The sequence below is a fragment of the Bacillus sp. AFS023182 genome (assembly GCF_002560575.1).
In the GTDB taxonomy this organism is placed as follows: domain Bacteria; phylum Bacillota; class Bacilli; order Bacillales; family Bacillaceae_G; genus Bacillus_A; species Bacillus_A arachidis.
The window spans coordinates 23,200-37,653 of record NZ_NTRO01000052.1 but is presented as its reverse complement, the minus strand read 5'-3'; the positions used below and the strand labels follow the sequence as shown (position 1 = coordinate 37,653).

At 35.0% G+C, this 14,454-nt stretch carries 17 protein-coding genes; 10 read left to right on the top strand and 7 right to left on the bottom strand.

From position 1 onward, the window contains the following. From CN288_RS20455 to CN288_RS20425, 7 genes are all read left to right on the top strand, one after another. Positions 1 to 1,333 (top strand): hypothetical protein (locus CN288_RS20455; RefSeq protein ID WP_441296567.1); only part of this gene is annotated, 1,333 nt, incomplete at its 5' end. Further along, positions 1,302 to 2,540 carry an SIR2 family protein gene (locus tag CN288_RS20450; protein WP_098303005.1) on the top strand — a complete coding sequence of 413 codons (1,239 nt, stop codon included), beginning with the start codon at positions 1,302 to 1,304 and terminating at the stop codon, positions 2,538 to 2,540. The genes CN288_RS20455 and CN288_RS20450, both read left to right, overlap by 32 nt. A gap of 237 nt (positions 2,541 to 2,777) precedes the next feature. Next, positions 2,778 to 2,900 (top strand): YjcZ family sporulation protein, encoded by a 123-nt coding sequence (locus tag CN288_RS20445; protein WP_098303004.1) that lies wholly within the window; start codon positions 2,778 to 2,780, stop codon positions 2,898 to 2,900. A gap of 1,716 nt (positions 2,901 to 4,616) precedes the next feature. After that, positions 4,617 to 5,438, top strand: a complete 822-nt coding sequence (locus CN288_RS20440; RefSeq protein ID WP_098303003.1) for a ParA family protein — start codon at positions 4,617 to 4,619, stop codon at positions 5,436 to 5,438. A 1-nt stretch (position 5,439) separates the two neighbouring features. Further along, positions 5,440 to 5,814, top strand: a complete 375-nt coding sequence (locus CN288_RS20435; RefSeq protein ID WP_098303002.1) for a hypothetical protein — start codon at positions 5,440 to 5,442, stop codon at positions 5,812 to 5,814. Positions 5,815 to 5,977: 163 nt separating this feature from the next. Further along, the gene (locus tag CN288_RS20430; RefSeq protein WP_441296568.1) at positions 5,978 to 6,301 is read left to right on the top strand and encodes a hypothetical protein; all 324 of its coding nucleotides are present in this window, start codon (positions 5,978 to 5,980) and stop codon (positions 6,299 to 6,301) included. A 130-nt stretch (positions 6,302 to 6,431) separates the two neighbouring features. Then, complete coding sequence (locus tag CN288_RS20425; protein WP_098303000.1) at positions 6,432 to 7,052, top strand: DUF3967 domain-containing protein; 621 nt, start codon at positions 6,432 to 6,434, stop codon at positions 7,050 to 7,052. Between the two features lie 93 nt (positions 7,053 to 7,145). Here the strand turns inward: CN288_RS20425 and CN288_RS20420 are convergent, their stop codons facing one another. The 5 genes from CN288_RS20420 to CN288_RS20400 form a co-directional block, all read right to left on the bottom strand. Continuing rightward, complete coding sequence (locus tag CN288_RS20420) at positions 7,146 to 7,358, bottom strand: DNA-binding protein (RefSeq protein WP_098302999.1); 213 nt, start codon at positions 7,356 to 7,358, stop codon at positions 7,146 to 7,148. Positions 7,359 to 7,596: 238 nt separating this feature from the next. Next, positions 7,597 to 7,749, bottom strand: coding sequence for a hypothetical protein (locus CN288_RS28940; RefSeq protein ID WP_176527709.1), 153 nt, complete (start codon positions 7,747 to 7,749; stop codon positions 7,597 to 7,599). Positions 7,750 to 7,844: 95 nt separating this feature from the next. After that, a complete protein-coding gene (locus CN288_RS20410; protein WP_098302998.1) occupies positions 7,845 to 8,333 on the bottom strand; it encodes a hypothetical protein in 489 nt (162 codons plus the stop codon). Positions 8,334 to 8,351: 18 nt separating this feature from the next. After that, positions 8,352 to 8,897, bottom strand: coding sequence for a replication-relaxation family protein (locus CN288_RS20405; protein ID WP_255260024.1), 546 nt, complete (start codon positions 8,895 to 8,897; stop codon positions 8,352 to 8,354). Next, positions 8,866 to 10,164, bottom strand: coding sequence for an FtsK/SpoIIIE domain-containing protein (locus CN288_RS20400; protein ID WP_098302996.1), 1,299 nt, complete (start codon positions 10,162 to 10,164; stop codon positions 8,866 to 8,868). The genes CN288_RS20405 and CN288_RS20400 overlap by 32 nt, the downstream gene beginning before the upstream one ends. 312 nt (positions 10,165 to 10,476) lie before the next feature. On the opposite strand from CN288_RS20400, the gene CN288_RS20395 reads away from it, so the two are divergent. The 3 genes from CN288_RS20395 to CN288_RS20380 all read left to right on the top strand — a co-directional run bounded on the left by CN288_RS20395 (position 10,477) and on the right by CN288_RS20380 (position 12,704). Beyond that, positions 10,477 to 10,701, top strand: coding sequence for a helix-turn-helix domain-containing protein (locus CN288_RS20395; protein ID WP_098302995.1), 225 nt, complete (start codon positions 10,477 to 10,479; stop codon positions 10,699 to 10,701). Between the two features lie 33 nt (positions 10,702 to 10,734). Then, positions 10,735 to 11,121: a hypothetical protein gene (locus tag CN288_RS20390; protein ID WP_098302994.1), complete on the top strand. Its 387-nt coding sequence runs from the start codon at positions 10,735 to 10,737 to the stop codon at positions 11,119 to 11,121. 389 nt (positions 11,122 to 11,510) lie between these two features. After that, entirely contained in the window at positions 11,511 to 12,704 is a 1,194-nt protein-coding gene (locus CN288_RS20380; RefSeq protein ID WP_098302992.1) for a S8 family peptidase, read from the top strand. Between the two features lie 84 nt (positions 12,705 to 12,788). Here the strand turns inward: CN288_RS20380 and CN288_RS20375 are convergent, their stop codons facing one another. Then, on the bottom strand, positions 12,789 to 13,850 hold the full coding sequence (locus tag CN288_RS20375; RefSeq protein ID WP_098302991.1) for an N-acetylmuramoyl-L-alanine amidase: 1,062 nt from the start codon (positions 13,848 to 13,850) through the stop codon (positions 12,789 to 12,791). Then, complete coding sequence (locus CN288_RS20370; protein ID WP_098302990.1) at positions 13,850 to 14,269, bottom strand: phage holin family protein; 420 nt, start codon at positions 14,267 to 14,269, stop codon at positions 13,850 to 13,852. The genes CN288_RS20375 and CN288_RS20370 overlap by 1 nt, the downstream gene beginning before the upstream one ends. Positions 14,270 to 14,454: the final 185 nt, after the last annotated feature.

The window sequence follows — 14,454 nt, the reverse complement described above, 5'->3', positions numbered from 1 at the left end:
TTTTGTTGGTGCTACCCCAACATATATATTTAATGGACACAGGTTTATTGAATTTGTAGATCCTTCAGCGATTATAAAGAAGGCAAATGAAAAAATAAGTTCCCCCATAGATGTTGATACGAAAAGCAACCTTGGAGATTATTTTGAACAGGTTATTAAAAACAATCGTAGCGATAGAAAAGTGCTTAATACTATATTTTTTGAACATATCATGTACAGCCGATTGAAAAATGTTTTTGTTGATAGATTCAATATTAAAGAAAATTTTTTAGAAGTGCCAGCTTTTAAAGAAAAAGTGAAAAAGATTCAAGAAAGCTTTAATAACGAACTAAGAATCCCCAGGGATCTATTTTCAGTAATGAGTAAAGATCAATATTATTTGATGGACATGTTAAATATAAACACCTTGGGAACGCAATTCATTGCAGGTTATGACTATACTTCTAGCAACAACAAGATCCAAACAGCCCGCTTTTTATTTGTACAGGTGGTACCTAGAGGCACAAAAAAAGGATATTTTATTGCAGGAATAGATATTAACTTCGAAAAAGGCACATGCCTAACACTGATACGAAATATTACTGATATAAAAGAAATTGAGGGCGAAGAGACTCCTCAAAAGAAGAAGAAGGAGGAAGAAGAGGAAAAAGAAGAATATGTGAAATCTTTTAATCGATTATATATCAATGTAAAAAAAATGATTATAGAACGATTAATTACTTTAGAAAATATTGAAGCACAGTCTGACAAGAAAGGCATGTATAAGCTATGTACAGAGCTTTTAGACAGTTTATTGGGAAACATCAACCAAGAAGTTACCCAAGCTACAGAGAAAGAAGTAAATAAGAGTATACAAGCTATCCTTAAGAAATTATTCCCAGGTGATAATGCATTTGTAAAATCTAATACAAAACCACTGAGCAAGAAATTACATTCATTATTGTGTTCAGCATATATAAATCAAAAATACGATACCGATGATATAGTGGAAATCGCAAGAAAACTTGTTCTCAAGGGATATCCAACAAGGATAAAATTCACTTCTAGTAAGGCTAGTAGGGGGTCCGCACAATCGGGTGGATCTAAAATCCCCGTAGCCTCTACCGAGCTATTTCATAGTCTTTATAATGAGTTTGAAAACTCATCCAATTTAAGTGAATGGTCTATTTCTTGGTTTTTAGATTTTAATAATACTAAACCAGAGGATTGTTCGGTTTCTCAAACTACAATTTATGCTAAAGAAACATCTTTTAGAATTGTATTTTTACAAAAAAAACCAACCAATAAGGAGTTTATAGAACATGTCGTTGGACAACTTAATCAGTATCGTTAAACAAGAATGGCTCATGTCATATGAGGATGTTTTAAATAAACTTGAAAGTATAGCCAACACAGTTAATCGACAAACTTTTTCAATACAAGATCTTCAGAGGCTAGACTTAAATGAAAAAGAAGTGACGTTTCTTATTAATCAATTGACAGCTGAAAACTTTATAAAAAAAAGTTATTCCTATGAATGTTTAGTAAGTGCGGAAGTTGAAATCACCGATAATTTAAATGATCCTTGTGATTTTTGCGAACAATCAATAAGTGAGGCCTCATTACATCCTATATTGGAGCTATTTAAGCTTGAAAAGGAGTTTAAGAGAATGGTAGAAATTAAACAAGAGGAAGTTTTAAAGAAATACATACAAGAAGATTATATGGAAAATTACTTGTTATTAAAAGAAAGGGTAAATAAACTTGTTCCATTTTTAGGAGCAGGTGTCTCAATCCCATTGGGATTACCTAGTTGGTCGGGTTTAATTTGGAACATGAGGGAATCCCTTTCTACATCGGATGATAAGGAAGAATTTGAAGGATTAATTAACGACGGTGACTTCCTGGGAGCCTTAGATTATATTCGTGATTATTCACCAACTTTAAATCATATTGACCGTATAAAAACACAAATTAGTACGAAAGTAAAATTAGACCTCAAGTATAATGTGGATGATAGTAAGCATAATATCAAGGATATTATAAACTTAGCCTCCGATTTTATATTGACTACAAATTATGATAATGCTTTAATTTCGTATAGAGATACGGCAAAAGATGGTTATATTACCCCTGTACCAGTCAATGATATAGAGGATTTACAGGAGCAATTTGATGAGGGTCAAAAGCAAGTTATACATTTTCATGGTATGGCTGATAGAAAAAGTACAATGATTGTAACAAAAGATGACTATGAAGAGTTATATGCAAATGAAAAGACTAAGGGTATCTTAAATGGTATTATGTCAGGTAAATACCTAGTATTCATTGGCTTTTCATTTAATGATGCATATTTTGCAGATTTATATACAAAAATTAAAGGTAGTGTGGGTGGAGAACATTTTATAATAGTTCCTAATTTAACAAAACATCAAAACAAACAATTAACACAACGAAGTTTGAGGGCTATTGGAATTAAAGTTCCTAAAGATGAAAAAAATAAGGTTTCTCAACAGGGAATTGTTGATGCTATAAAATATCTCATAAATAGTATTAGATAATTAAGTTACGGGACTGTAAATGAGATACCGCCAATCTTGGAACTGATAGTTGGATGGGAGTCCAATACATATTATTAAAATTAAGATGATTCAAGTCGGAAGAAGGCACCTTAGGGTGTCTTTTCTTTTTTCAAAAGGACCTGCTCAATCAAATCGAAACAACATAAAATAAATCTTAACCGTGAAATCACATATATATCCCTATGTTTTCCCTCTTAACTAAAAGGAGGAACTAATATGGGCTTTGGTGGAAGCTGTGGTGGCTTTGGAGGCGGATTTGCTTTACTAATTGTGCTGTTCATCCTGCTAATTATCATTGGTTGCAGCTGTTGGGGTGGCGGATTCGGCGAAGCTTGCTAAAAACAATCAGAAAAGACACTTATATAAGTGTCTTTTCTTTATGATTAAATCCCCACACAATATGCAGGGATCTAGTGTAAACCAATACTTTTTTTGAAGGAGCATCTTCATAATAATCCATCTGTCCCTCGCTGACAAAACAGTAAAATTCCGTTTTCTCTCTAGTAAAATACAATTTTTATATGTAATTTCACGTACTATATCCGATTGATAAAACCAATTTCAGAAACAGGGCGTATTCTAACCATCCATCCCCTTATTCTCTAACCAAGTAAGTAATAATCCCCTTATATATTCCTCTATCTTAGTAAGTAGTTTCCCTAGATCTTAAACAACCTCATATTTTTCTACTTATCTTCGTAATTGAACTTGACTGAAGGTCTTAAAGGTTTTTATCATGTGGGAACAATTATGGAATACGGCTGGAAGGCAGATTTATCCCCTATTCTGAAAGATCACAAAAAAGTAATCAGTCAAAATAGATGGATAAGCGTCTTTGTTTTCGCCATGCGGTCACTTATAAGGTATCCGTATGTATAGACCCTGTTCACTCAGCGATTTTCACCGCATACATCCTTTTTCTATGGCTTGTCCTTGTAATATCGTCCCTACACGACAAACTGAATGTACTCCCTAGCACCGTAATGCTAACGATAACCACCCGAACCTTTTAGAGAATTGACCCTGGGCAAGTTCTCGCCCTCCCTCACCAGAAGAACAGGATTCCAATGAGGGGTGCTGTTTTTGTAGGCGTATACTCTGTACCCCCTGCACGACCAACAGCAAGCCACGCCGTAACACGTTCCCGCTAAATGTATGGCAGCACGGAATTACGGCTTATCAGTTTTTATTTACGTGGTATCAGGCAATTCCACGCGAACAAAAAAACAAAAAGACATCTCCAATACCTAAATGGCCTGTACATTCACAAGACTTCTAGGTTTAGAGATGTCCTATATATCTTTTTGACTATAAAAACATTTACTAGTTGAATTTTAGTCAAATCATAGATAAAATAGGTATATCAAAGAAGCCTCGTGAAAAGGCATAGTTGTTTAAGGTTAGTGGTGGTACACTACTTAAACGTTAACACTGTGGGTTAATACAGTTCATTCTAGTAAGTGTTGGTTGCAATTACTAGAACTAAGTCATTCCCGCTATCGGTTGGCGCCAATAGCATATGGGAGTGGCTTTTTTGTTTTCTGTTCATATTCAGTTGTTCTATCGATCTTCATTTATGTAAAGTATCAAAATATGTTTTGTTTTGTAGAATGATGCTTATTGTGTACTACGTTACAACAAGCTTTACCCTTTGTAAACAGCGAAATTACGTACTTTTCAAATAATATCCCTAATTCCCTATTTCCCTATTTCCACTTATAGATATAGGGATATTTCCCTTTTTCCCTATATCTAAATTTCCCTATTTTTGTTTTTTTTGTTTCTTCTATCTTCTCTACGAAATTACATATTTTTTTCTTTTCACCATCTGCTTCAGATGCAAAAATAATCTTTTAATATCAACGTTTTTGTTATTAATTATTAACTCTATGATTCTATTGCATAACCCAAATATCATTGTTATAATTTCTTTAAAGATATAGAAATATCCCTATTTCTATAGTTAGAAATATCCCTAATTCCCTATTTCTATTTTTCCCTATTTCTATAAAGGGATATAGGGAAATTTCAAATAATATAACTGGAGTGTTAAAAATGGCTATTACAATTACGGTAGGTAATTACAAAGGTGGAGTCGGTAAAACCACAAATGCTGTATTAAACTCTTATGAATTTGCAAAAAAAGGCAAGCGCACATTACTTGTTGACCTTGATCCACAAAGTAACGCAACAAAATCTCTGATGCTAACAAAATCCATTCTTAACCCTAATGACATTGTTACAGTAGAAAAAACATTAATGAAGGGAATACAAGAGGGAAGCTTAGATGGCTTAGAAGTAGAGATTATGGAGAACTTATACTTACTTCCTTCTTACGTTGATTTTCAGGACTTCGCAAAATTCCTTTATAAAAATTGCTCTTCTGAAGCTGAAGAAGATCATTACTTTAAAGGATTGCTAGAAAAAATAAAACATAAGTATGATTACATATTTATCGATGTTCCTCCAATGTCACTAGAAGTTACGAAGAACGCAGTTGTAGCTTCTGATTATGTTCTCATTGCTCTACAAACACAAGAACGTTCTCTTACTGGTGCAGAGAACTACGTTAATGAACTTATCAAGCTAAAAGAACTATATGACCTTGATATTGAAGTAGTTGGTATTCTTCCTGTCTTATTAAAAAACAATGGTAAGGTTGATGAATACATCATGGAAAACGCTCGTGAAATCTTTGGTGAAGAGAACCTATTTAAAAACATCGTCCCTCAAATGGAACGTATTAAAAGATTTGATGTGAATGGTATTACTGAAAAAGATAGACATGATATGAATGTAATTGAATTATACGAAACGATTAGTGATGAATTGTTATCTCGTATTGATATGTTTGAAAAAATGAAGGTTGGTGTGTAATATGGCGAGAACTCCTGGTTTGTTAGGTAGAAAGAAAAGTAATTTTGAACCTACTGAACCTTATGTACCAGAGCAAGGACAAGCTACGGTTGAAAACAACGAGGTAGCAGCTGCTCCTTCTCAACCTAAGACAGAAGAAAAACAAGTAATTCGAAAAGAAAAAAGAAACGAAAAGACTGATCCGAAAAAGAAATTTAAAAATCAGCAAGGCAGCATTAAAATTTCTAATCAATCTAAAGAAGAACTCGAAGTATTAATGAAACTTACAAACACAAAATTTGCTTATGAAATCATCGATTTACTTATAGATCGTTATGTAGAAAACGAGCTAACACCTGAGCAGAAAAGGAAATTCAAACTCTTAACTGAGATTTAAAAAATATAGAAATATCCCTATTTCTATAAAGGGATATTTCTATATTTACATCTTCCTCTCTATATAACAAGAAAAATAGTTTTATCAGTTTAAGATAAAAAACTAAATAGGAGTGGTACCTGTGGAAAATAAGAGTAATTCTTTTGTAGTTACTTTGACGCCTATTACCGAAAGTTCAGATTTAACTATTCAAAGCGATCATACTGACACGGAAAAGGAAAAGCAAGACCGAACTTTCCTAGAAGAGGACAAGCTCTTTGAAAAGCCTAAGAGAAAACTTACTACGAAAGAGTTGCCGAAATCTTTCCGTGTCTTATTAGAAACACACACAGCAATATCAACACTTGCTACAATTGAAGATATGAAAATTTATGAAGTTATAAATATGTTAATCGAAGAAAAAGTAGCTTCATTACCTGCACCAAAACAAAAAATAGTAAGAAATGCTGTAAAACAAGTACTTGAAGTAAAGAAAAGTCGAGAATAGGTATGAATTTATAAAAAAACGAGATAAGCATAATGCTTGTCTTTTTTATTTTTTATCAAAAGTTTTTAGGGAGGATTGTAGATTCATAGGGAGAATCTTGCAATAGGAACGAAAGGAGGAACGGATATACATGAACCAGGAACAGTGGAACGGGGATCGTGACTCATTAGAAAAGTCTTATTGGACAAAGGAAGTTGCCGAGACTCTTGGTATAAGTGATAGCTATTTACGTAAATGGTGTTTGGAACTTGAGAAGAACGGATACAAATTCATCAAGGTTAAGGACGGGAAGAACAGAGAGAATCGAGCTTTCACGGAACATGACTTAATTGCATTACGAAAGTTCCAATCACTTATTGGGAATGCTGGAACGACACGTTCCATGGCTGCTAAAGTCATTGCTGAAGAATACAGTTCAGAAGATAGGAACGGGGGAACGGGGGCTGTTCCTGCACCTCTTATCAGAGATAATGATCGAGAGAAAGCCTTAGAGGAACTGAAAAAACTAGCCTTCAACGCTTGGAAAGATGAATTGAAATCCGAACTTATAGAAGAGATTAAACAAGAGCTTAAAGAAGAAATGCAGCAACAAATGAAAGAAGGGATACAATCAGCAGAGGAACGTCTTGGCGAACGTTTAAATAGACATGACGAACTACTCATGAAGACGATTCGCGAACAACAAGAGACTAAAAAGATGTTAGCAGCTGCACAAGAGAAGAAGAAATGGTGGCAATTCTGGATTAAATAGAATTGCTACTGTTTCTTTTTTCACTTATCACCACACACATAGTGACTTCTTTGAAAAGAGAGGATTATAAAAAGCCCTGTAAATACAAGACTTTTACTTTTTCATTTTCTCTTTACTTTTCAAAACATCCTCTTTAAAAAACAGTCGATCGCGAACCATTTCTTTGATTGGTTTTATTTTTTCTTTTTTTATCATCATGTTTAGGTTTTGCCTTGAACACCCTAAGATATCCAAGGCTTCTGATGTATTTACAATCTCATCATTAATAAAACGAATCAACTCTTCTTTGGTTTCGAATTTATACATCTTTCTTCTCCTTAATATAAGCGGTTACCAGATTGAAAATTATTGATGCAAATGCAAGTATACTAAGTGCAATGCAAATATAGTCTGCGGTTCGCAAATTGTTATAGTCAATCAGATACAAAATTGTTCCCAAAATGATAACAACCGGTAAGTCTCTTAAGATGATTTTTTTCATAAGATAAAGTGGAATGTGCTATAATAATCTTAGGTACAAGGGAGGTTTCCCTCCCCTGTGGTGCTACTCTGAGTCGGTTTCTTGACGGGAACGACTCTTTTCTTTTTCTTCCTTGATTTTGTAGTAAATGTCTAAGCTGTTTTTAATTCCGGAAGATAGTTGCGAGTAAATGGTTACGAATGCTGTTATGGAACCTAAGATTACTACCCAATCCACTTTGTTCACCTCCTTTTCTTTATACTCTTATTATACACTTTAAGTTGACGTGAGTCAATTGTAATAATGAATTAATTGGTATTTTTGTTAATTTTTTATATTGCTTTTGCTATTTCTACAAGCAACCGCATAAATAATGGTATCATTTGCACTACAATATAGCCGATTCCTGCCCTTGAAATAAGGGAGAATCCCCGTTCCTGGCTACCGACCATAATAAACAATCCACCACACAACGCGACCACACTTGCAATTGGATAAGACACTGCTTTGATTAAAAAGATAACTGGTTCAAATGCATTTACAATACGATTGTACAATTGTCCATCTATATAATTTTTAAACTTACCATCTGTTGATTGAGCATCCTTAAATACTTCGTTAACATCATTTCCAGGTTCCGCAGCAAATCCATGAGGAATATCTATAATTTGGCTGAATATAATAGCACTACCGATCACAAGACCAATGCGCACTGCGACAGGTGCGTATTTTTTTGCTTTCTTTTTGAACAAGCTCCACTTTTTCTTCGCTCCATAGTTACCATCCATAAAATCTTTGATGCTCATTGTCTCAGTTGTCATATAGACCACTCCCTATTTTTAGTGGAAATCAGTAACCGTAAATATGTTGCAATCCAAACCCTCACAAAGCTTTTTTAATTGATTCCTACGGTATTCCGTGCATGTGTACCATGTAAATTTAGGTGGTTTATCAAATACATTGCAATCAATCAATTTTCTGTATTTCTGCATCTTCACACGATTTGCACTCATTTTCTGTTCATGATCTATCTCTACAATGTGATATCTTCCTTCATCGTTAAATAAAGCATCTGCAATGATTGAAACGACACCTTTAACATTCATCTTCACTTCTTGTTTCCATGTTTCAGGGCAACCGTATGCAATATAGATATCATTTCTCATGATATAGTGCCGAAACTGATTAGAACGTTTCAAGACCTTCTTACTACCGATACGCTCACGACCTTCTTTATTGAGATAGTAAATTTTTTCGCCAAAACGGAAGTTAGATACATATTCTTCAAGTTCTTTCATTACACGTGAAGCATTTCTGTCGCCACCCAAATCATGAAGTAATTGTATTTGCTTCCTAGTCAAAAATCCCAATCTCTTCAAGCTCAAGAGAATATTGTCCGTTCTTGTTTCCTTTCTCGCTAACTTTTGCATCTTCATGCTCCTTTCTCGCTCTGATATTGATGTGTGGCTTTATGATGTTATCAATCTGCTTGTTATCGATGTACACGGTTTGTAGGACTGTCTTTTCGTTCGTTTGATATATAGCTCTACCCTTTATGTTAGGAAGACACTCTGCGCCGCCTTCATCCAATACAGCGCGGCTCCCTGCTTCGGTTTGTAGCCTAAAGCAGATACGAGCACCGATATTTTGCCGGAGCTGTGATGGCAAGGCTTCATTTGTTGGATATTGAGTTGCATATACCAAGCGAAACCCCGCTGCCCTGCCGCGTCTTCCTATATCCACTATGATGTCCTTGCACTCCTGGTATGGTGTCATGTCAGCAGCTTCATCTACAATGACAAAGTATCGTACTGGATCACCTGCCTCTTTTATGTCTTCGTATCCTTTTTCTAGTAAGTATTCGTTTCTATCATTCAGTTTAGTTTGCAATACTCTTAGAGTCTCAAGGGCTTCATCTGGATTCTTCGCAATTGATTCGACTTGGTTTAGGAATCGGTATCGGTTAAAAGAGAGACCGCCTTTTAGGTCAATGAGGAATAACTTTGTATTTTCTGATTGATTACGTACAAGTGATGTAATGATGAGTTTTAAAACATTCGATTTCCCCATGTCCGTCATTCCTGCTGAGATCATGTGTGCAATTTTATCGAAGTCATGTTTTACTAATCCGTCTCGTGTGTATCCTATCGGCACTTCCCAACCTCTACACTGCTTCATCATCTCTTCTTCAAACTTCACAAAATCAGGTATCCCTTTCTCGTAAACTCGTATTTTTAACAAACCATCGTAAAACAGCTCTATTTCCTTTCTAATGCATTTTTTCTTGTTAATGATGTTTTGTATTTGTTTTAAGATATCTTTTCGTAGGCGGAGAGTTTTGAAGTCTGATAGCTTAAAATCGTAAACCTTGCTTTTATGGTTTAACCCGTCTTCTAAATGTTGCATCTTTTGTTCAAAATCGGAGAAGCTAAGTCCAAGAGGAATTCTGTATGCATATTCCATTCCCCACTCATTTCTTGTCTTACGAAGTAGTTGTATTGTTTTAGTATCTTTCCCTTCTTTTACTTTCAATCCACAGTTAGCACAAATTCTTTGGATTTTAGATGCGTCATTTGTTGCTCCTTTTTGATGCATTTTTGAGAAAAGAATTGCACCACCAACTGCAGCGGAACTTACTAACTCGAATATCAAAGTCAAACACCACCCTTCTTTGCTTATTCTGAAAGAATAGTCCCTGTAGATTAGAAGTGATGAAAACGGCTATGAATCATTGAAAATAGTAATCTTATAATGTCTGAAGTATCATTCTGTGGAAGAATTCTATTCGGAATAGGTGAGACGAAGTTTTAAAAGGCTATCAGATGGGAAACGTAAATCGCATTTTGTTTGGTATGGTAAAAGGTATTCTATACAGCTTGCTCAATATTCACCATTTTTAGGGGTTTATTTTTAGTGAAAATAGGACATTACTAGGGACAACAGATTTCTTAAGGAGTGAAAGAAGTGTGGGGTCTTGGGAAAAAGCGCACAAAATTAGGTAAGTTTTTAGATAAACATGGTATCGAACAAGAATGGCTAGTTAGAAAGGCTGGCATTGGAAGAAATACTGTAGGAGATTTAGCGAATAATCCAGAAAGATCGCCTACAAGAAAAACGATGCAAAAGATATTGAAGGTTCTTAGAGAGTTTGATTCGAGGATTAAAGCTGATGATTTTTGGGATATGTAAAATGGCATATGCGATATAAGAGGGGATATGAGAATGTATTTTGTAAATAAGGAACATGAACGTAATTATATTACCTTGATGAAGAAAAAAGGTTTCTCTCCAGGGCAGAATCCGGAATATGAAGCAGCTTATTACATAACAGCACATCCGGAAATATATAAATGCTTTGATTGGAGTGTTTATTCCACACCTAACTCTCCACTTGGAAGTTTTTTATATACGTATGATGATGATGAAGATGAAAAGGAAGAAACAAAAGGTTACTCGTTCGTCCCATTGACTGAATCTACATGGCAGCTCGTAAAAGTTGGCCAATCGCTATTCGATGGCTACAATGTAAATTTATCCGATTTCCCACTATATAACGAGGAAATGTTCAATGTACTTATGCAAGCATGTAGAATACGCGGAAGAATTTAAATAAAAAAAGAGCCGACTCAATGAGCCGGCTTATTTTATTTTACTTGTACATAATACGGACTAGTTGTGATATAGAATACATTTCCACGAGAGTTCTTCACTTTGTATTGTGGTGAACCGTTCACTGTTACTTTCTCATTCTTCCTTTACTTTTCCAAACATCTTTTTGAAATGAAAATAATTCCAAACCATGATGTCTTTTAAAATTTATCTTTAAAATACCATCTTGGTAATTGAAATCCCCTTTGGACAACTTCTACATTAATAGCTCGCTTTATTAGAAGGAATTTTCCGAAATTTCAAAACCAATCATACATCGCTTGACCTAACTATATAGTTGAAAAGAAATGTGCATCAACAAAGATAAAATAATAGGGAGGAATTTTCTATTGAAAAGTAAAATTGGTGTTTTTTTACTTGTGTTATCTTTGGTTTTTGGTTGCATCCTTTATAACCCCTCTGTATCGAATGCAGAATCCTTATCCAAGGAATATGTTCCGAACCAAATTATTGTAAAATTTAAAGACAATACGTCTCTTAGCAAAAATCAAGAATTTCATAAATCAGTAGGAGCTGAAGTTGTATCAAAAGATGATGTCTTGAAGTTTGAAGTTATTAAATTTACTAAAGGTACTGTCAAAGATAAAATAAAAATTTATAAGAATAATCCTGATGTAGAATATGCAGAGCCAAACTATTATTTTCATGCATTTTGGACTCCTAATGATCCCTATTTTAATAATCAATATGGGCTATTAAAAATTCAAGCACCTCAGGCATGGGATGCACAGAGAAGTGCTCCCGCTGTCAAAATCGCTATTGTCGATACCGGTGTACAAGGTAATCATCCTGATTTATCCTCTAAAGTTATATACGGCCACGATTATGTAGATAATGATAGTCAATCAGATGATGGAAATGGTCATGGTACACACTGTGCGGGTATTGCAGGTGCTCTTACAAACAATAATATTGGAATTGCAGGCGTTGCTCCACAATCCTCTATATATGCAGTCCGAGTACTTGATAGTCAAGGAAGTGGGACTCTTGATGCTGTAGCAAAAGGTATCAGAGAATCGGCCGATGCTGGAGCAAAAGTCATTAGCTTAAGTTTAGGAGCTTCTAATGGAGGAACTGCACTACAACAAGCTATTCAATATGCTTGGAATAAAGGTGCTGTGATAATTGCAGCTGCAGGAAATGATGGAAATACCAGACCAAATTATCCTGCTTATTACAATGAAGTAATTGCAGTTGCATCTACAGATCAATATGACCAAAAATCTTATTTTTCAAATTATGGAAGCTGGGTAGATGTAGCGGCCCCTGGTTCAAGTATCTACTCTACGTATAAAGGCAGCACGTACCGATCATTAAGTGGTACATCTATGGCAACCCCACAGGTTGCAGGAGTTGCAGGATTATTAGCAAATCAAGGCTACACTAACGTACAAATTCGTCAAATTATTGAAACCACATCTGATAAAATCTCCGGAACAGGAACTTATTGGAAGAATGGTAGAGTGAATGCAAATAAAGCTGTACAGTATGGAACTATGCTAAATGAGAATAAAGCTTCATAAATAAAAATCCGACTCATGAAGTGCACCCCAATTGTTAGACACAATTAACAATTGGAGGTGCATTTCACATAGGAATTGGCTTTTTTATTTTAATTGTACATAATACGGACTAGCTGTAATGTAATATACATTACCTCTGCCGTTTTGCACTTTATACTGTGATGAACCATTCACAGACACTTTATCAATAAACTTGAATCCTAATCCTGCATCTACAGTTCCAGCAACATCTTTATCCTGCCAAGATGGAGAATCATAGAAACGTAGGTTGTCCACTTTAGAAACGACACGTTTGCCTACAATAGATGAATCTACTGTGCTTTTCTTATCGAATTTTACATAAGAAGGATTGTATTTAATCCATTGCTCACCGCCAAGGTTTAGCCAACCATCTTTTTCACCAAATACTTTATAAGCTTCCGATTTGTTCAACTGGCGAATAACAGAGTAACTTGCATCTGGTCCTTTGCGAAGATTCACATTATATCCATTGATGTATGCAATGCCTTCTACATTAGCGACAGGTTCACCCAGTTTGGATGGTTGCTTTGGAACAGAAACTTCAACATTAGAATTATTATATGCCCGTTGCACATCTGCTCTAAATTGAGCTTCTGATACACCATGACTACATAAATAATTAAGCGGATCTTCATGGTCTGTGCCGCCAAGATACTTCGTCACATCATAGTGAGTCCATAATCCTTTTTCGACTGATAAATTGTTATCTTTCAAGATTTTAGCAAGTAACTTCACGTATTTATCATAGCTGCGTTTAAATTTATCGTAATCTGCTGTTTCGCAAAGCTCTACATGTACAAAACGTTTATTAGCAGCAGGGCCACCACCATAAGCAATATATTTCGTATCAGCAATTTGTATTGTTTCGTTCCAATCGACAGCATAATGTACAAAAGCTGAACGCCATGTACGAGTTTCATACTTTTGAATATTAATAGCTGGTGCTTCTGGAGTTGCTGTACTATGCGCTACAACGCCCTCATAAGCTCCTACACCGCCACGATATGGTGTTTTAGGTAAACCATCGATAATAAGTGTTCTATCAGCAAAAGCCCCTGTAGTGAAACTAAACAGGAGCAATAAAGTCAATAATACAGAGGAAGCTAGTTTGAATGATTTTTTCATTAAGCATCACCCTTTTTATTTTGTTTTTGTTTACCACCCAAAATCTCAACAGCGTTTGTTAATGCTTGAGGTAAAGGAATCCCCATACGACCTGCATTTTCTAAAATTGATAACAACTCATTACCCATAAAAAAGAAGATTGTCGCTTCACGAATAGCACTATTACTTCCGAAAACTGTATCTAACTGCGCTGCAACTCCGACAATTAAAAAAAGCACCACTTTTTTAGCGATGCCTTTAAAACCAATTTTGCTTTTTAGTTCCCCGTTATATCCTGCTGCAATCATGCCTGTGATGTAGTCGATAGCTGCCATTGTGACTAAAATCTGCAACATAGCGTCCCACCCTCCAAAGAAATATCCACAAAAGCCACCAAAAGCAGCTATAAATGATTTTGTTAATACATCGATACGATCCAATTTATTTCCTCCTTTTCAAAATAAAAAAGCCTACTTCTGTACGCTTTACTGTTCGAGCCAATCAATTATGACCGTCCCGTCTTTTTGTAGTTCTTCATAGAAATTCAATTTTGTAATCTCTTCAAATTCAGCAATTGTGATGAATTTTTTTAACAGCTCGTAACATCTTATTTACAGATACTCCA